The 18,035-nt window shown below is 68.8% G+C and carries 17 protein-coding genes; 6 read left to right on the top strand and 11 right to left on the bottom strand.

The annotated features are described in order from the left end of the window. The first annotated feature begins 118 nt into the window (after positions 1-118). Together OG735_RS23660 and OG735_RS23655 are read left to right on the top strand one after the other, a co-directional pair. Positions 119-1,066 (top strand): alpha/beta fold hydrolase, encoded by a 948-nt coding sequence (locus OG735_RS23660; protein ID WP_327325161.1) that lies wholly within the window; start codon positions 119-121, stop codon positions 1,064-1,066. Between the two features lie 322 nt (positions 1,067-1,388). Further along, positions 1,389-1,577, top strand: a complete 189-nt coding sequence (locus OG735_RS23655; RefSeq protein ID WP_327325160.1) for a hypothetical protein — start codon at positions 1,389-1,391, stop codon at positions 1,575-1,577. 39 nt (positions 1,578-1,616) lie between these two features. Here OG735_RS23655 and OG735_RS23650 read toward each other — a convergent pair whose 3' ends face one another. The 3 genes from OG735_RS23650 to nth form a co-directional block, all read right to left on the bottom strand. After that, positions 1,617-2,816 (bottom strand): MarP family serine protease, encoded by a 1,200-nt coding sequence (locus OG735_RS23650; RefSeq protein WP_327325159.1) that lies wholly within the window; start codon positions 2,814-2,816, stop codon positions 1,617-1,619. A 61-nt stretch (positions 2,817-2,877) separates the two neighbouring features. After that, positions 2,878-3,672, bottom strand: a complete 795-nt coding sequence (locus tag OG735_RS23645) for an NUDIX hydrolase (RefSeq protein WP_327325158.1) — start codon at positions 3,670-3,672, stop codon at positions 2,878-2,880. A 79-nt stretch (positions 3,673-3,751) separates the two neighbouring features. Beyond that, entirely contained in the window at positions 3,752-4,594 is an 843-nt protein-coding gene (gene nth, locus OG735_RS23640) for an endonuclease III (protein WP_327325157.1), read from the bottom strand. Between the two features lie 270 nt (positions 4,595-4,864). Here nth and OG735_RS23635 point away from each other — a divergent pair, with 270 nt between their 5' ends. After that, complete coding sequence (locus tag OG735_RS23635; RefSeq protein WP_326651593.1) at positions 4,865-5,539, top strand: Crp/Fnr family transcriptional regulator; 675 nt, start codon at positions 4,865-4,867, stop codon at positions 5,537-5,539. Between the two features lie 139 nt (positions 5,540-5,678). On the opposite strand, the gene OG735_RS23630 is transcribed toward OG735_RS23635, so the two are convergent. The 6 genes from OG735_RS23630 to OG735_RS23605 form a co-directional block, all read right to left on the bottom strand. Then, positions 5,679-6,563: a prohibitin family protein gene (locus OG735_RS23630; RefSeq protein ID WP_327325156.1), complete on the bottom strand. Its 885-nt coding sequence runs from the start codon at positions 6,561-6,563 to the stop codon at positions 5,679-5,681. Between the two features lie 176 nt (positions 6,564-6,739). Then, positions 6,740-7,579, bottom strand: coding sequence for an MBL fold metallo-hydrolase (locus OG735_RS23625; protein ID WP_327325155.1), 840 nt, complete (start codon positions 7,577-7,579; stop codon positions 6,740-6,742). Positions 7,580-7,862: 283 nt separating this feature from the next. Beyond that, positions 7,863-8,732, bottom strand: a complete 870-nt coding sequence (locus OG735_RS23620) for an NUDIX hydrolase (protein ID WP_327325154.1) — start codon at positions 8,730-8,732, stop codon at positions 7,863-7,865. Between the two features lie 70 nt (positions 8,733-8,802). Beyond that, on the bottom strand, positions 8,803-11,745 hold the full coding sequence (locus OG735_RS23615) for a PQQ-dependent sugar dehydrogenase (protein WP_327325153.1): 2,943 nt from the start codon (positions 11,743-11,745) through the stop codon (positions 8,803-8,805). 427 nt (positions 11,746-12,172) lie between these two features. Further along, entirely contained in the window at positions 12,173-12,643 is a 471-nt protein-coding gene (locus OG735_RS23610; protein WP_327325152.1) for a RidA family protein, read from the bottom strand. After that, positions 12,640-12,798, bottom strand: coding sequence for a DUF4177 domain-containing protein (locus OG735_RS23605; RefSeq protein ID WP_003967454.1), 159 nt, complete (start codon positions 12,796-12,798; stop codon positions 12,640-12,642). Before OG735_RS23605 ends, OG735_RS23610 begins: the two co-directional genes overlap by 4 nt. A gap of 72 nt (positions 12,799-12,870) precedes the next feature. Here OG735_RS23605 and OG735_RS23600 point away from each other — a divergent pair, with 72 nt between their 5' ends. After that, positions 12,871-13,833: an ArsA family ATPase gene (locus tag OG735_RS23600; RefSeq protein ID WP_327325151.1), complete on the top strand. Its 963-nt coding sequence runs from the start codon at positions 12,871-12,873 to the stop codon at positions 13,831-13,833. Beyond that, positions 13,830-15,173 carry an ArsA family ATPase gene (locus tag OG735_RS23595; RefSeq protein WP_327325150.1) on the top strand — a complete coding sequence of 448 codons (1,344 nt, stop codon included), beginning with the start codon at positions 13,830-13,832 and terminating at the stop codon, positions 15,171-15,173. The genes OG735_RS23600 and OG735_RS23595 overlap by 4 nt, the downstream gene beginning before the upstream one ends. A 25-nt stretch (positions 15,174-15,198) precedes the next feature. On the opposite strand, the gene OG735_RS23590 is transcribed toward OG735_RS23595, so the two are convergent. Further along, complete coding sequence (locus OG735_RS23590) at positions 15,199-15,543, bottom strand: WhiB family transcriptional regulator (RefSeq protein WP_177149633.1); 345 nt, start codon at positions 15,541-15,543, stop codon at positions 15,199-15,201. Positions 15,544-16,162: 619 nt separating this feature from the next. Here OG735_RS23590 and OG735_RS23585 point away from each other — a divergent pair. After that, on the top strand, positions 16,163-16,360 hold the full coding sequence (locus OG735_RS23585; protein ID WP_327325149.1) for a hypothetical protein: 198 nt from the start codon (positions 16,163-16,165) through the stop codon (positions 16,358-16,360). On the opposite strand, the gene OG735_RS23580 is transcribed toward OG735_RS23585, so the two are convergent. Next, on the bottom strand, positions 16,347-17,582 hold the full coding sequence (locus OG735_RS23580) for an IS110 family transposase (RefSeq protein WP_327325148.1): 1,236 nt from the start codon (positions 17,580-17,582) through the stop codon (positions 16,347-16,349). The two genes, OG735_RS23585 and OG735_RS23580, sit on opposite strands and share 14 nt — an antisense overlap. Positions 17,583-18,035: the final 453 nt, after the last annotated feature.

The following is an 18,035-nucleotide window of genomic DNA, read 5'->3' as shown; positions in this document are numbered from 1 at the left end:
CCCGGCGGGTCCGAGGAGCCGGTGAGCTCCGGCGGCGTCGGCGGCGGGGGCCGGGCTTGGTCCGTATCCGGGCCGCCCCGGCAAACGCCGGGTGTCCAGGTGTGGCACGCTCGTCTGCATGACGGCCCCTGATACCAACCCCGGCGGCTTCGGCAGCGCTGGCAGCCCCGTACGCATCGAAGGTCCCTGGACCCACCGCGACGTGGCGGCCAACGGTGCGCGCTTCCACATCGCCGAGATGGGCGACGGGCCGCTGGTGCTGCTGCTCCACGGCTTTCCGCAGTTCTGGTGGACGTGGCGGCATCAGCTGACCGCGCTCGCCGACGCGGGGTTCCGGGCGGTGGCGATGGATCTGCGGGGCGTGGGCGGCAGCGACCGTACGCCGCGGGGCTACGACCCCGCGAACCTCGCGCTCGACATCACGGGCGTGGTGCGCTCGCTGGGCGAGCCGGACGCGGCGCTGGTCGGGCATGACCTGGGCGGGTATCTGGCGTGGACCGCGGCGGTGATGCGGCCGAAGCTGGTGCGCCGGCTCGCGGTCTCCTCGATGCCCCATCCGCGGCGGTGGCGCTCGGCGATGCTCTCCGACTTCTCGCAGAGCCGCGCGGGTTCGTACATCTGGGGCTTCCAGCGGCCGTGGCTTCCGGAGCGTCAGCTCGTAGCGGACGACGCGGCCTTGGTGGGCAAGCTGATCCAGGACTGGTCCGGGCCGCAGCTGCCGGACGAGGATGCGGTCGGGGTCTACCGGCGGGCGATGAGCATCCCGTCGACGGCGCACTGCTCGATCGAGCCGTACCGGTGGATGGTGCGGTCGATGGCTCGGCCGGACGGCATCCAGTTCAACCGCCGGATGAAGCGCCCGGTGCGGGTGCCTACGCTGCATCTGCACGGCTCCTTGGACCCGGCGATGCGGACGCGCAGTGCGGCGGGGTCGGGCGAGTACGTGGAAGCGCCGTACCGCTGGCGGCTGTTCGACGGCCTGGGCCACTTCCCCCATGAGGAGGATCCGGTGGCGTTCTCGACGGAGCTCATCAACTGGCTGAAGGACCCGGAGCCGGACCGGTAGACCCGAACCCGGAGCCGGACCGGTAGACCCGAACCCGGAGCCGGACCGGTAGACCCGAACCCGGAGCCGGATCGGTGGACCCGAACCCTGGGCTCGAACGGCGGACCCGAACGCCGGGCCCGGCAGGTGGCCCGAACGCCCGGTTCGAACGCTGGACCCGAACGCTGGACCCGAACGCTGGACCCGCCGATGGGCCCCGACCGGGACATCCCATAAACCCAATGGAACGCTTGTACTACGCACAGCCAAATGCCTGGCGCATAGGCCAATTGGCCGCCCCTGACGCGGTTACCGACCATGGCGCACGGGCACACGTCGATACATGGGCTGGACGCACGACTACGGTGACGCAGCACGCAACCGCCGCTCGGCCGCTGGGCCGATCACCCACGAGAGGGGTGGCCCTCAAGGTGCGGGCCATGAGCATCCGGGGCAGGGGATCGGCATTCCCCACATCCTGAGGCGCCGGGCCCGCTGGGTCTCGGCGCGATTGCGGCATACCCGCGGCTGACGCCCGGCTCCGCCTCCACGCCGCCGCTACAGAACGCCGCTACAGCGCGCATCCCTGGCTGTCGACCTGCTGGTTGGCGGTCAGGCCACGTGTGATGTCGTCGCGGATCTCGTCGGCCGTCAGGGCGTAACCGGTGTCCGCATCGTCCAGTGACCTGGCGAAGATGACGCCGTACACCCTGCCGTCCGGCGTGAGCAGCGGGCCGCCGGAGTTGCCCTGACGGACCGTCGTGAAGAGCGAGTAGACATCGCGGCGCACGGTGCCGCGGCGGTAGATGTCGGGGCCGTTGGCATTGATCCGGCCCCGGACACGGGCCGAGCGGACGTCGTACGAGCCGTTCTCCGGGAAGCCCGCGACGATCGCGCTGTTGCCGCTGCGCGCGTCCGTCTCGCTGAACCTGAGCGGCTGCGCCTTGAGGTCGGGGACGTCCAGTACGGCAATGTCACGCTGCCAGTCGTAGAGGACGACCTTCGCGTCGTACAGCTTGCCCTCGCCGCCGATCTGCACGGTCGGCTCGTTGACGCCGCCGACGACATGGGCGTTGGTCATCACTCGGCGGTCGGAGAAGACAAAGCCGCTGCCTTCGAGGACCTTGCCGCAGCTCGGTGCCGTACCGACGACCTTGACGATGGACTGCTGGGCGCGGGCGGCGACCGGGCTGCCCGCGAGCGCCGGGTCCGGGGCCTGGACCTCGGTGATGGGCTCGTTGGCGAACGGGCTGAAGACCTGCGGGAAGCCGTTCTGCGCGAGGACGGAGGAGAAGTCCGTGAACCAGGTGTTCGCCTGACTGGGCATCACCCTGGAGACGCCGAGCAGCACCTTGGAGTTACGGACCTCCTTGCCGAGCGTGGGCAGGGACGTGCCCGCCAGCGCGGAGCCGATCAGCCAGGCGACCAGCAGCATCGCGACCACATTGACCAGCGCGCCACCGGTCGCGTCCAGCGCGCGGGCGGGCGACCACGTGATGAACCGGCGCAGTCTGTTGCCGAGGTGGGTGGTAAAGGCCTGGCCTATCGAGGCACAGACGATCACGATCACTACGGCGACGATCGCGGCCGTCGTCGACACATCGGAATCGTTGGTCAGCTGGCCCCAGATGACGGGGAGCAGATAGACCGCGACGAGGCCGCCGCCGAGGAAACCGATCACCGACAGGATGCCGACGACAAAACCCTGGCGATAGCCGACGATCGCGAACCACACGGCGGCGACCAGCAACAGGATGTCCAGCACGTTCACCGTCAATAGCCTCGCAGTCGTTCGTCGCTCCGTCCGGCTGGAGCGGCTGAGGGTCACATTGTCATGAGCGCCAGTCCAAGGGGACCTGCTTGGAGCGGTCCCATGGTCTCTCCCATCCGGCGAAATGCAGGATCCGGTCGATGACACCGGCAGTGAAACCCCAGACCAGAGCCCCATCGACCATAAACGCCGGCCCACTGTGACCGCTCGGGTGCGCGGCGGTCGCGCGGTTGGACGGGTCCGTGAGATCCGCCACGGGCACCGTGAAGACCCTCGCGGTCTCCGCGGGATCGACAGCTCCGACAGGGCTCGGGATGCGCCACCAACCCAATACGGGCGTGACGACGAAACTGCTCACCGGGATGTAGAGCCTGGGCAGGACGCCGAAGATCTGGACACCGGCCGGGTCGAGGCCGGTCTCCTCCTCGGCCTCGCGGAGCGCAGCGCGCAGCGGGCCCGTGGTGGCCGGGTCGCCGTCCTCCGGGTCGAGGGCGCCGCCCGGGAAAGAGGGCTGCCCCGGGTGCGAGCGGAGGCTGCCCGCGCGCTCCATGAGGAGCAGCTCGGGGCCGTTGGCGCCCTCGCCCAGGAGGATCAGGACGGCGGACTGCCTGCCCCGGCCACTCTCGGGCGGCAGAAAGCGGCTGAGCTGCTTCGGCTCGACGGTGCGGGCGGCGCGCACGACGGGGTCGAGCCACTCGGGCAGACCTTCGGTCGTGACGGCGACATCGCCGTCGTATCGCCCGTCGTGGCTCTTCTCGTACGTCTTGCCGGACGTCTCGTCGTAGGGCTTTCCGTACGTCTCGTCCTGCGTCTTGTCCTGCGTCTTGTCGTACGTCTCTTCTCCCGCGCGCGTCATCGGCATCCCCTCGTGCACAACGCCTCGGGGCGCGTGGATCGTTCCGTGAGTCGTCCGGCGTGCGGCTCGGGGCGTGGCGTCACCCGGCTGCCCCCAGGGGCGGCGCGGACTTCCCCGGGTAGTCCGGCGGCGGGCTCAGCCGCTGGCCCGGCCGGCCGCCCAGCTCGTACTTGAGAAGCTTCTTCGCCTTCTCGGGGTCCGTCTCGCCCTCCCCGTACGACGGGCAGAGGTGCGCGATGGGACAGGCGCCGCAGGCCGGCTTGCGGGCGTGGCAGATACGGCGGCCGTGGAAGATGATCCGGTGCGAGAGCATCGTCCACTCGGACTTCGGGAAGATCGCGGCGATCTCCGCCTCGACCTTCTCCGGGTCCTCCTGCTCGGTCCACTTCCAGCGGCGCACCAGGCGGCCGAAGTGTGTGTCGACAGTGAGACCCGGTACACCGAATGCATTGCCCAGGACCACATTTGCCGTCTTGCGTCCGACACCGGGCAGCGTCACCAGATCCTTCAGCCGGCCCGGAACCTCGCCGCCGAAGTTGTCCCGGAGGGCGGCGGACAGGCCGATGAGAGCTTTCGCCTTGGCCCGGAAGAAGCCCGTCGGGCGGATGATCTCCTCCAGCTCCTCGGGCACGGCGGCGGCCATGTCCTCGGGCGTGGGGTACTTCGCGAACAGTGCGGGCGTGGTCTGGTTCACCCTCAGGTCGGTCGTCTGGGCGGACAGGACCGTGGCGACGAGCAGCTGAAAGGGATCGACGAAGTCCAGCTCCGGGTGGGCGTACGGATAGACCTCGGCGAGCTCCCGGTTGATCCGGCGTGCGCGACGGACCATCCCCAACCTTGATTCCGGTTTGGGCGTTTTATTCTGTTTCTTAGGGCTGGGCGAGGACTGTTCGCCCACAGCGGAATTCTGCTTTCCGGACACTCTTCCAGCCCCCTTGGCCTGCGCTCTCACCGGCGAATTGGACACCCGGCCAGCCTAAGGGGCCCCACTGACATCCGCCGCGGTCACCAGCAATCAGGACCCAATCGGGCCCCCGCTGCACGAACAGGCACTCCAGTGCGTCAAACTTGTTGTGATTGATCGCACGAATATTTACTTGCCGGGGGTCCGGGGGTTGCCTCCGGACTAGCACCGCGCGGTCCGGCATCATGGGGCCAACGGTCCCTGAGCAGGTCGACAAGGAGAGAACTCGTGGACGACGTTCTGCGGCGCGCCCCGCTCTTCGCGGCGCTCGATGACGAGCAGGCCGCGGAGCTCCGCGCCTCGATGAGTGAAGTGACGCTCGCCCGTAGCGATGCGCTCTTCCACGAGGGCGACCCCGGCGACCGCCTCTACGTGGTCACCGAAGGCAAGGTCAAGCTCCACCGCACGTCCCCCGACGGCCGCGAGAACATGCTCGCCGTCCTCGGCCCGGGCGAGCTGATCGGTGAGCTGTCCCTCTTCGACCCGGGCCCGCGTACCGCGACCGCCACCGCGCTGACCGAGGTCAAGCTCCTCGGCCTCGGCCACGGCGATCTGCAGCCCTGGCTGAACGTCAGGCCCGAGGTGGCCACGGCCCTGCTGCGCGCCGTCGCCCGCCGACTGCGCAAGACCAACGACCAGATGTCCGACCTGGTCTTCTCCGACGTCCCGGGCCGCGTGGCCCGCGCGCTCCTCGACCTGTCGCGCCGCTTCGGCGTGCAGTCGGAGGAAGGCATCCACGTCGTGCACGATCTGACGCAGGAAGAGCTGGCCCAGCTGGTCGGCGCCTCCCGCGAGACCGTGAACAAGGCGCTCGCGGACTTCGCGCAGCGCGGCTGGCTGAGGCTGGAGGCGCGTGCGGTGATCCTGCTGGACGTGGAGCGCCTCGCGAAGCGCTCGCGCTAGTCACCGGACACGCGGCAGTCATCAGGCACGCGCCGGTCACCAGACATACGGCAAGGGCCGCCCCGGTCGACTCCGGGGCGGCCCTTCTCGTACCTGCGCTCGTACCGCTCGTACGTACCGCTCGTACGTACGTGAGATGTCAGTTCTTGGTGCCGTCCACGATCAGCGGGTTCCCCGAGCCGCCACCACACGGCACGGCGTACACCGGGTGCTTCGCGGCCGCCTCCTTGAACGCCTCGATGCACTGGTTCGTCAGGACCTTGTCGCTGAGCGAGTCGTTCAGGATCTTGTTGGCCTTGGCGATGCCCTCGGCCTCGATCCTGCGCCGCTCGGCCTCCGCCTTCGCCGTGCGCGCCGCCTCGGTCGCCCGCTCCGTCGCCTGCTGCTGCTGGATCTTGCGGTCGATCTGGTCCTGCAGCCGGTCGGACGGCTTCACATTGCGCAGGTTGACGGTGGTGACGTCGATACCGCGCGGGGCGAGGCGCTCCTTGATCAGATCACCGATCTCGCTGTTGATCTTCTCGCGGGCGGAGGTGTAGCCCTCCTCGCTGGTGTGGCGGGCGAAGACATTGCGAATGATCTCCCGGCTGTCCGGGAAGACCAGCCGCTGCTGGATGGCGCCCTCGCTGCCGGCGAGCTTGTAGAGCTCGATGGCCTTGGCCGGGGTCACCGCCCACTTCACGGTGATCTCCACGTACATCACACCGCCCTGTGAGGAGCGCACCTCGACCACGTCCTTGTCGGAGAGGTTCAGGTCCACCGGGCGGGTGGAGAACGTGGTGACGTCGGTGAACGGCGATGTGAAGTTCATCCCCGGGGTCATGGGTGTGCCGACCCTGCCGAAAGTGACCGGGACGCCGACCTCGTAGGCGCTGACGATGTGCACGCAGCTGGAGACGCCGGCGAACAGGCCGGCTATCAGCGCGCCGAGGGCACCCAGTCTGAGGCCGCGGCGCTCGCCGCCGCGGGCGACGAAATACATCACGGCCGCGGCGATGATGAGCACGATGAACAGGACAAACACGGTGGTCCCCCCAGGGACGGGGCCCGGCAGCGCAGGCCCCGGAAGTAGCGGATGCCAGAAGTAAGCGGAGCGTAAAGCATGGGTCAATTCATCGAGCGTGAGGGGTCGCTCGGGCTGCTCCCAGCCTGTTCTCCCAGTCCCGGTTCTCCCAGCCCTGTTCTCTTAGCCCTGTTCTCCTAGCCCTGTTCGATCAGGCCGTGCTCGCGCAGATACTCCAGCTGTGCCCGCACCGACAGCTCGGCGGCCGGCCAGAGCGACCTGTCCACGTCCGCGTAGACATGCGCAACCACCTCGGCCGCGGTGAGGTGACCGTTCTCGACGGCCGTCTCCACCTGGGCGAGGCGGTGCGCGCGGTGCGCCAGATAGAACTCGACCGCGCCCTGGGCGTCGTCGAGTACGGGGCCGTGGCCCGGCAGCACCGCATGCACACCGTCGTCGACCGTGAGTGAGCGCAGCCGGCGGAGAGAGTCGAGGTAGTCGCCGAGCCTCCCGTCCGGGTGCGCGACGAGAGTCGTGCCGCGCCCGAGGACCGTGTCACCGGTCAGCACCGCCCGGTCCGCGGGGAGGTGGAAGCAGAGCGAGTCGGAGGTGTGGCCGGGCGTGGGGACGACCCGCATCTCGAGCCCGCCGGTGGTGATCACGTCCCCGGCGGCGAGCCCTTCGCCACCGAGCCGCAGCGCGGGGTCGAGGGCGCGGACGTGCGTACGCGTCAACTCGGCGAAGCGCGCGGCGCCCTCGGCGTGGTCGGGATGGCCGTGGGTGAGGAGGGTCAGGGCGACCCGCTTGCCCGCCTTCTCGGCGGTGGCGATGACGGCCTGGAGGTGTATGTCGTCGAGGGGCCCGGGGTCGATGACGACGGCGAGCTCGGAGTCGGGCTCGGAGACGATCCAGGTGTTGGTGCCGTCGAGGGTCATCGCGGAGGCATTGGGTGCGAGGACATTGACGGCACGGACAGTGGCGGGCCCGGAGAGCACACCACCGCGGGGCTGCCCGGGCAGCGAAGCGGCGTCGGTCATCGGGCACCTCCGGAGTGGCTGGCGGTTACGGCGAGCGGCTCCGCGGCGTGGCGGTGCGAAGCGGGGCGGTGCGAAGCGGGGCGGTGCGAAGCGGGGCGGTGCGAAGGGTGACCCTGCGACAGGAGCGACTGCGCCGCACGTCCGGCGCGGCCCGCAGCCGACGCCCGCAGGCGCACATCACCACGCGGCGGCACCAGCCGCGGCACCAGCAACTCCACTCCACACCCGGCGCAAGGCGCCGCGTGCCTCCCGCGCACCGTCAGCCGTGCCGTACCGCCCCGTGTCACTGCGCGCCACCCCCCGTCGGGATGTGCTTCGTGAATTCGTCGTGCCCCGGCCAGCTCAGCACCAGTTCCCCGCCCTCCAGCCGCGCCCGGGCCAGGATCGCGGTCAGGTCCTGCTCCCCCGCCGCTGCCAGCGCCGAGGCCGCCGTGGCGTACGGCTGCAGCGCCCGCAGCGTGGAGACCGTCGGCGGCATCATCAGCAGGTCGCCCTTGTCGTAGCCCGCCGTCGCCTCCTGCGGGCGGATCCAGACCGCGCGGTCCGCCTCCGTCGAGGCGTTCCGTGTCCGCTGGCCCTCCGGGAGTGCCGCCACGAAGAACCATGTGTCGTACCGGCGCGGCTCGAACTCCGGAGTGATCCAGCGTGCCCACGCGCCCAGCAGGTCCGAGCGCAGCACCAGACCCCGGCGGTCCAGGAAGTCCGCGAAGGACAGGTCCCGGTCGACCAGTGCCTGGCGGTCCGCCTCCCAGTCGTCGCCCGTCGTGTCGCCGACGACCGTGTCGGGCGTCGGGCCCGCGAGCAGGACGCCCGCCTCCTCGTACGTCTCCCGCACCGCCGCGCACACAATGGCCTGGGCCTCGGCAGGACCGGTGCCCAGACGGGACGACCAGGCCGTCAGCGCAGGGCCCGCCCACCGCACCAGGTGATCGTCGTCGCGTTCGTCCACGCCGCCGCCCGGATACACGTACGCGCCTCCGGCGAAAGCCATGGAGGCACGTCGGCGCAGCATGTGCACGGCAGGGCCGTCCACCGTGTCGCGCAGCAGCATCACGGTCGCCGCCCGCTTCGGCGTCACCGCGGTGAGCTCACCGCTCGCGAGCGCGCGAATCCGGTCCGGCCACTCCGGCGGGTACCACTGACCATTGGACATGGGCGGATGCTATGCGCATCCGCCGTGATGTTCGAGGGGCGGCCGGTGAAACGGGCCGCCCCTCGAACACTCAGGTACCGGCGTTCGAGCTACCGCGCAGCTTCACATTCGCGGTGCTCGCGTTCTTGATCGCCGTCTCGATCTGGGCCATCGTCGAGCCCGAGGTCAGCCCCGGCACGGTCGCCGCGTTCACCGCGTACAGCGTGAAGGTGTACGGGTGCGTGGAGCCGCCCGGACACGGGCCGAAGAACTGCTGCGCGTTCGCCCCGCTGCCCATCGCCTTCTGCTTCGCGCCGTCCTGGCCGGGGACATTGAAGCCGGACCCCAGCGCCTCCGGAAGCGAGAGCTTCGACGCCGGTACGTCCCAGATCGCCCAGTGCAGTTTGTTGCCGTTGTTGGCGATATCGGCGAAGACGATCGCATAGCTCTTCGCCGCGGAACCTCCCGCGCCCCACGCAAGCGGCGGCGACGGGTCCTGGCCCGCAGTGCCGTCCCCTGCGCAGGTGTACTTCGCCGGGATATTGGCGTTGTCGTTGAAGGCAGTGCTGGTCAGCTTGAAATCGCCGGGCTGCGGAGTGCCGCCCGAGTAGACGATGTCGATCAGCAGGACCCGGTCGTTGCCGTTGGTGCCGTCCTTGTCCGTCGACGTGGTGAGCCAGATGTCGCCGTCATGGTCGACCTCGACCGTACGAAGCCGGTCGTATGTCCCCTGGAAGTACGTCTTCTGCTCGACCAGGTTGCTGCTGGAGTCGATGCGCAGCCGGTAGACGCGCTGGCCGACGGTGGTGGCGACAAAGACATGGTCGTTGATGATCGTCAGGCCACTGGGTGAGGCCTGACTGGTCGGCCAGGTCTTCTTGGGCGCGATGTAGCCGGAGCAACTGCCGCTCGTGCCCTCACAGTTGGGCCAGCCGTAGTTGCCGCCCTTCTGGATGAGGTTGACCTCGTCCATATTGCTGTTGCCGAACTCCGCCTGCCAGAGCCGGCCCTGGGAGTCGAAGTCGAGGCCCTGCGGGTTGCGGTGGCCGAGGCTCCAGACGGCGTTGCCGAACGGGTTGTCCGACGGGATGGTGCCGTCCGCGTTGATGCGCAGGATCTTGCCGTTGAGCGAGTTCTTGTCCTGCGCCCGGCTGCCGCTCTGTGCGTCGCCCATGGAGGCGTACAGCTTGCCGTCGGGGCCGAAGCGCAGTCGGCCGCCGTTGTGGAAGCGGCTCTTCTCCATGCCCTGGAGCAGGATCTTGTAGTCGCTCAGCGCGTTGTTCTCGTACTTCATCCGCACGACGCGGTTGCCCTCGGCTGCGGTGTGGGTGAAGTAGACGTAGTGGTCGGTGTTGAAGCCGGGACTGATCTCGATTCCCAGCAGACCGCCCTCGCCGCCCGTGGTCACGGCATTGGGAACCTTGCCGATCAGCGTCTTCTGGCCGGACTTGGTCAGCCTGTAGACGTTGAAGGTGTTCCGCTCGGTGTAGACGCCGGAGCCGTCGGGCAGGAATCCCACGCCCCAGGCGACATCCACGCCGCTCGCGAGGGTGGAGACCGTGCCCGGGTCGGGGACGCCGCCGGGCTGGCTGCCACCGGTGGTGACGGTGATCTCCGGGCTGAACTCCGACTTGTTGCCCTTCAGGTCGAACGCCCTGACCTTGAACCTGTACGCGGTGTTGGCCTTCAGGCCCGCGATGGTCGTCGAGGTGGAGTCGGAGGTTCCGGCAGCCGCGCCGTCGCGGTGGATGTCGTACCCGGTGACCTTCACATTGTCCGTGGAGGCGTTCCAGGCGAGGTCGACACTGGTCGCGGTCTTGCCGGGGGAGCGCAGATTGCCCGGCATGCTCGGAGCCTCGTTGTCCGGCGGTGCGGGCAGCGTCGCGATGGTGACGGCGTTGCTCGCGGCCGAGACATTGGCGGCGGCGTCACGAGCGAAGACGGTCCAGTCGTACGACGTCTCGGGGTTGAGGTTCTCCACCGTGGCGGCGAGGGTGCCGCCGTCGACCTGCTTCATCAGCTGGCCGTGCTGGTAGATGTCGTAGCCGACGACCTTGACGTTGTCGGTGGACGCGTCCCAGGCCAGCGAGACGGTGCTCGCGGTCGGCTCCTTGTCCTTGCGCAGGTTCGCGGGCGGGGTCGGCTTCTCGGTGTCGGCCGGCCCGCTCGCGGTGACGGTGAGCTTGTCCAGGTTGGGGCCGTCGCCCGCGACCGTGGTGGCGCGGATCTTGTTGCTGCCCGCCTTGAGTGCCGCGTTGGCGGTGGCGGTCTTCCAGGTGGTCCAGGCTCCGGTGCCGGGGAACGCGAGGTCGTCGGCGACGTTGGCGCCGTTCACGGTGATGTCCAGCGGACGGCTTGCGGCGGTGCCGTTGGCGTAGCGGAAGTCCAGTTTGGCGTTGGCCGCTTGCGCGGAGTCGACGGTGAACTCCACGTACGCGCCTGTCACGGCGTTGTAGTTGACGAAGCCGGTGCCGGAGTGGCCGGCGTGGTTGGACTCGACGACGCCCTGGGAGATCGTCCCGGCTTCTGCCTCGTAGTCCGTGCCGGCCTGTCCTTCAGCGGGGGTGACGTCGATGAAGTCCAGGTTGGGGCCACCCTCGGCGGCTGCAGCGGTGGCACGAACGGTGTTGGCGCCGGCCTTGAGTGCGACCGTGGTGGTCACGGTGGACCAGGTGGTCCAGGCGCCGGTGGGCTGGAAAGCCTGGTGGGGGGCGGCGACGGCTCCGTTCACGGAGATGTCCAGCGGGCGGTTGCCGGTGGTGCCGTTGGCGAAGCCGAGTGCCAGGGTGGCACTGCCCGCCGCCGGGGCGTCCACGGTGAACTCCACATAGCCACCGGCGACATTGGTGTAGTTGACGAAACCGGTGCCGGAGAAGCCGGTGTGGTTGGACTCGGCCACGCCCTGCGAGATCGTCGCCGTTTCGGCTTCGTACCGGACGGGCGCGGCCTTGACGGCTGCGGCCCCGGTGACGGTGGGCTGGGCATTGCTCAAGGTCGGCAGGGCCACGGTTAACGCTGCTGTGGCCGTGGCCACGAGAGCTCCGATCGCTCTGCGTGACCGGCGGGGGGTTGGTGCCACGGATCCCTCCCACTTTCGTTGGGGACGACGGGATGGAGGAGGTACACGATGTGCGGTGCGTATGCGTGACGTTCAGATGGTTAGGAAACGTTCCTAACCGTGGACAGACCACACCCGTCGACGCGTCCACGTCAAGAGAGTTGCAAGGGAATACCAAAGACCAGTGGGGCCCCGCACTCGCCGGAAGCCGGCGGACACGGGGCCCCACACACCACTTGAACAGGCACGTCAGCCCGGACGAGCTCCACCGGGGCGCGGCCGGGCTCCGTCAAGTCCTGAACGTGCAGTCAGTTCCCGGACCAGGAGCCGGTCCTGAGCGATCAGTCAGTCCCGGGCCCGAAGTCGGCCCCGAACGAGCGAGCACTCGGTCCCGGACAAGGAGTCAGTCCTGAACGAGCTCCACCTGGATCTCGACCTCGACCGGAGCGTCCAGCGGCAGCACCGCGACACCCACCGCGCTGCGCGCGTGCACACCCTTGTCGCCGAGCACCTCGCCCAGCAGCTCGCTCGCGCCGTTGAGTACGCCCGGCTGGCCGGTGAAGTCCGCGGCCGACGCGACAAAGCCGACGACCTTCACCACTCGCGCGATCCGGTCCAGATCGCCCACGACCGACTTCACGGCCGCCAGTGCGTTCAGCGCACAGGTCCGCGCCAGCTCCTTGGCCTCCTCGGCGGTGACCTCGCCACCTACCTTGCCGGTGACCGGAAGCTTGCCCTCCACCATCGGGAGCTGGCCCGCGGTGTAGACGTACACGCCGGACACCACGGCCGGCTGGTACGCGGCCAGCGGCGGTACGACATCCGGCAGCGTCAGCCCGAGTTCGGCGAGCTTCCTGTCGACAACGCCGCTCATGCCTTCTCCCGCTTCAGATAGGCCACCAGCTGCTCGGGGTTGTTCGGCCCGGGAACGACCTGGACGAGCTCCCAGCCGTCCTCGCCCCAGGTGTCCAGAATCTGCTTGGTCGCGTGCACGAGAAGGGGCACGGTCGCGTATTCCCACTTGGTCATGGAGCCGACTGTAGTCGCACCGACGGGCAGCCTCGTGCGTAGCCCGCTGCCCGACTGGTTAGGCTCGAATACGTGAGCAGGCTCCAGGTCGTCAGCGGCAAGGGCGGTACCGGTAAGACAACGGTCGCCGCCGCCCTCGCGCTCGCCCTCGCGACCGAGGGAAAGCGGACTCTCCTCGTCGAGGTCGAGGGGAGGCAAGGCATCGCACAGCTCTTCGAGACAGAGGCGCTGCCGTACGAGGAGCGGAAAATCGCCGTCTCCTCCGGCGGTGGCGAGGTGTTCGCGCTGGCCATCGACGCCGAGCGGGCGCTCCTCGACTACCTCCACATGTTCTACAAACTGGGCTCGGCCGGACGTGCGCTGCAGAAGCTCGGCGCGATCGACTTCGCGACGACGGTCGCGCCGGGTGTACGAGACGTACTGCTGACCGGCAAGGCCTGCGAAGCCGTACGCCGCAAGACGAAGCAGGGCAACTACACGTACAACTACGTGGTGATGGACGCCCCGCCCACCGGCCGCATCACCCGCTTTCTGAACGTCAACGACGAGGTGGCGGGGCTGGCCAAGTTCGGCCCGATACACAATCAGGCCCAGGCCGTGATGCGTGTCCTCAAGTCACCGGAGACGGCCGTCCATCTGGTGACGCTGCTGGAGGAGATGCCGGTCCAGGAGACCGCGGACGGTGTCGCCGAACTTCGCGCCGCGGGCCTCCCGGTCGGCAAGGTGATCGTGAACATGGTGCGGCCGCACATTCTCGACGAGGAGGCGGTGCGCAACGCCGCCGGCGACCGGCGCGCGGACATCGCCAAGACGCTCACGGCGGCCGGCGTCAGCGGCTCCGCGAAGCTCGTCACGCCGCTCCTGGAGCAGGCCAGGGACCATGCCCAGCGCGTCGAGCTGGAGCGCGAGCAGCGTGCCGCGCTGGACGGCCTGGAGCTGCCGTCGTACGAACTCCCCCTGCTGAGCGAGGGAGTCCACCTGGCCGGGCTCTACCAACTGGCGAAGGAACTGCGGAAGCAAGAGGCTGCCTCATGACCCTGGACGCGTCGGCCCCGCTCGAAATCGACCCGCTCATCGACCATCCGGCCACCCGCATCATCGTGTGCTGCGGCGCCGGCGGCGTCGGCAAGACGACGACCGCGGCGGCTCTCGGCCTACGGGCGGCCGAGCGCGGTCGCAAGGTGGTCGTCCTGACCATCGACCCGGCTCGCAGGCTCGCCCAGTCCATGGGCATCGACTCCCTCGACAACACCCCGCGCAGGGTCAAGGGCATCGAGGGCGGGGGCGAACTGCACGCCATGATGCTGGACATGAAGCGGACCTTCGACGAGATCGTCGAGGCGCACGCGGACGGCGAGCGGTCCCGCGCGATCCTGGAGAACCCCTTCTACCAGTCCCTGTCGGCCGGTTTCGCGGGCACGCAGGAGTACATGGCGATGGAGAAGCTGGGGCAGCTGCGCGCCCGCGACGAGTGGGATCTGATCGTCGTCGACACCCCGCCGTCGCGCTCGGCGCTGGACTTCCTGGACGCGCCCAAGCGTCTCGGATCGTTCCTGGACGGCAAGTTCATCAAGCTGCTGATGGCTCCGGCGAAGATGGGCGGCCGGGCCGGGATGAAGTTCCTGAATGTCGGCATGTCGATGATGACGGGGACGCTGGGCAAGCTGCTGGGCGGACAACTCCTGCGCGACGTACAGACCTTCGTGGCCGCGATGGACACCATGTTCGGCGGCTTCCGCACCCGCGCGGACGCGACCTACCGGCTGCTGCAGGCTCCCGGCACGGCGTTCCTGGTGGTCGCGGCACCCGAGCGGGACGCGCTGCGCGAGGCGGCGTACTTCGTGGAGCGGCTGGGGGCGGAGGAGATGCCGCTCGCCGGTCTGGTGCTCAACCGGGTCCACGGAAGCGGCGCCGCCCGGCTGTCTGCCGAGCGGGCACTTGCCGCCGCAGAAAATCTTGACGAGGGCGGCATTGTGGATCAGGAGTCCGGGAAGACTGGTGTTCGTGACGCCACGGGCGCCTCTCCCGAATCCCCGCCCGTGCAGCCCAGCCGCGTGCAGCACACCCCCGTGCAGCACACCACCGTGGAGCACAGCCCCGAGGACCATGAAGCCCATGAAGCCGCCCATGCCTATGACGGCCAAGGGGAGCACACCACAGAGCAGCTGACCGCAGGACTGCTGCGCCTGCACGCCGAACGCATGCAGGTACTCGCGCGTGAACAGCGAACGCGCGACCGCTTCACCGCGCTCCACCCCGAAGTGGCGGTGGCCCAAGTGGCCGCTCTGCCCGGCGACGTACATGATCTCGCGGGGCTTCGGGCCATCGGTGACCGACTCGCGACCGGTGGTCGTACCCCGGCCGGAGCTGCGTAACGCTCGTACGAGCTACAGCGGGTGGCTACCCCACCGCCGCATATGTCTCGTATGTCTCGTCGTCATCGAGGCCCACGGGCAGGATGCCCGCGCTGCGCTCGTATTCCGTACGCGCGGTCTCGAGCAGTCTGCGCCAGGAAGTGACCGTGGGGCGCCTGCGCAACAGTGCGCGCCGCTCCCGCTCGGTCATCCCCCCCCACACGCCGAACTCGACGCGATTGTCGAGCGCGTCGGCCAGGCATTCGGTCCGCACCGGACATCCGGTGCACACCGCCTTGGCCCTGTTCTGCGCTGCCCCTTGTACGAACAGTTCATCCGGATCGGTAGTGCGGCAGGCTGCCTGCGCACTCCAGTCGGTTACCCAGCCCATGCCGGCGCCGTCCTCTCCCGAATCGAGGCTCCCCCACGGCGGCAGCGGCATATTCACCGCTACCAGTTGAGGACGTTACGGAAGGTGGACACAGCGCAACACCCCCTTCGGGCCCAATCTTGAATGGCCCGAACGGACTATGCGTACGCGGCAGATCACCCAGGGGAGTGAGCCAAGGGCATGCGTGACTATTCCGTCAAACCGGGACAGTTCAGTTGAGTCACAACGGACTTCGGATGACGCATGAGGCGGATTCGGACAGGGGCCTGCCTCATATGGATACAGCCGAAGTTCGGGGAGGCCTTGATACGAAACCGCACTGCTGTGACAGTTGTGAGCAGCTTAGGCCAAGGCATATACGCGTGTCCGGCGAATGAGAACGTAGACACCTCACGTTGCTATGCCGTCAAGCGGCTCGGGCCACGCTCTCGAACAACGATGAGCTCGCGGATAGCCTTGCCGCATGACCGACACGGCCTCTGTCCAGCGCTCTTTGCCAACGTGGGACCAGGTGGTCGCGCTGCGGGACTTCATCCACGGACGGACATACGCTGCCGCAGCCCCCACCATCCGACTCAATGGAGAACCGCCCCACGCCCCCGGGTCTGCTCTGGCGCGCGTGGCGGAGGTTAACGGGGCCCTGTACGAAGTCACGTCCCACCTGTGCAGTCGGCTGTATGCCGAGCTTGCGACAGGTAGCCCTGGCCCCATCGCCGAGGCGTCGTGGGAGGCCCTCATGTCGATCACCACAGCCTGGCGCGAGGACCCGGAGCTGCCGGAAGGAATGAGAGAGCTGCTGCCGGTCAAGCCGCGGTGACCGCGAGGTCAGGCGTTGTGGGGAACGCGGACTGCTCGTCGAAGAGTTCGCGTTTCTGGAGGCAGTGGTAGAGCTGTCCGATCATGCGGTTGAAGAGATTGCGTTGGGCGGCTGCGTGCCAGTCGCCTTGTTCGCGTCGGCGCCGGTAGTGGGCGTTGGCTCCAGTGGATGCCCGTAGTGAGGCGAAGGCCCACAGGTAGCCGGCGTGGTTGAGCCGGTCGTTCTTCACCCACCGCCTGGTGATGGAGGACTTCTTGCCGGATGCGCGGGTGATGGGTGAGGAGCCGGCGTATGCCTTGAGGCCGCGGGCGTCGGCGAAGCGGGTGTGATCGTCCCCGATCTCAGCCAGGATGCGGGCGGCGAGTTGGATGCCGAGCCCGGGGAAACTCAGCAGCACCTCGGCGTCCGGGTGTTGAGGGAAGGCCTCTTCCACCGCCTTGGCCAGGTCGTCGGCGGCTGTGCAGGCTGCTTCCAGCTGGATGAGCAGGGCGAGCATCTGTTTGCCGAGCGCGTCTTCGACCAGGGGCGGTTGGTGGGCCCACTCGCCCCGGAGGACCTCTCGGAGGCGGTCGGCCTCGGCTTCGATGCCGCGCTGGCGGCCGGCTCGCTTGAGGGCTGCCTGGATCTGGGTGCGGGTCAGCCGTGCGGCCCGAGCCGGGGTCGGGGCGGCCTTGAGGAGTTCGCGGGCCTCGGGGCGACACAGTCCGTTGGTCCAGGTGGCGAATGCGGCCAGGGCGGCGGGGTAGTACTCGCGCAGCAGGGAGCGGAGCTGGTTGGCGAGCTGCTGCCGGTTCCACAGAGAGTCCTGCTGGGCGCGGGCCAAGACGGCGATCGCGCGGCCGAGGTCTGAGTCGTCGGGGAGGGGCCGGTGGGCGTGCATGTCGGTGCGGAGGATGTTGGCCAGGACCAGGGCGTCGCCGGGGTCGGACTTCTTGCGCGAGACGCTGTGCCGGTCGCGGTAGCGGGCGGCGGCCATCGGGTTGATGGCGAACACCTTGCGCTTGCCGGTCCGCAGGACGGCCACCAACAGGCCGCGGGAAGTCTCGATCGCCACCGGGATCGGATTCTCCTCGCTGTCGCCGTACTCGGCGAGCAGCTCCAGCAGGATCTTGTAGCCAGCCGCGTCGTCGGTGATGTGCCGCTTGGCGAGCAGCTGGCCGGTGTCGTCGACCAGGGCGACGTCGTGGGTGCGTTCAGCCCAGTCGATTCCGCAGTAGATCAAGGTTCCCTCCCCGGAGTTCGGCGTTTGCGCTGGTCACGAGCGCATGCGGGCCACACAGCGACCTAATCCCAGGCCTCAACCGCATAGCGGTCGGGCCGCCACCTCACTAGCCGTTCGTGGCACCAGCGCACCTCACGGGCCTCGGTCTAACCGGAGAGCTCATGACTCGGGCGTAACGAGAGGTCACCGTGCGGCGGGCTCGCACCACAAACACCAACGGTTCTCGAAGCAAGCGGTGGCGGCTGGGGAGACGCTGAAGGACACCGATCTTGACCGAGGTCTCAGGGACCCAGTCTCTCGAAGGCCATTCCCTTCAGCGTCCGCCTGCCGCCACCGCTCCGAGCACCACGACCGCGCACCGATCTACGTTGAGGCCTCGACAGCCCGGCTGCACCTGGATGTCACGGTCTGGTACTCGAACATCCCGAGAAGCCCCTGCCCCTGCGGAATGCC

The organism is Streptomyces sp. NBC_01210, assembly GCF_036010325.1.
GTDB lineage: Bacteria > Actinomycetota > Actinomycetes > Streptomycetales > Streptomycetaceae > Streptomyces.
The sequence above is the reverse complement of the archived record's forward strand: the minus strand, read 5'-3'. Positions and strand labels throughout refer to the sequence as shown.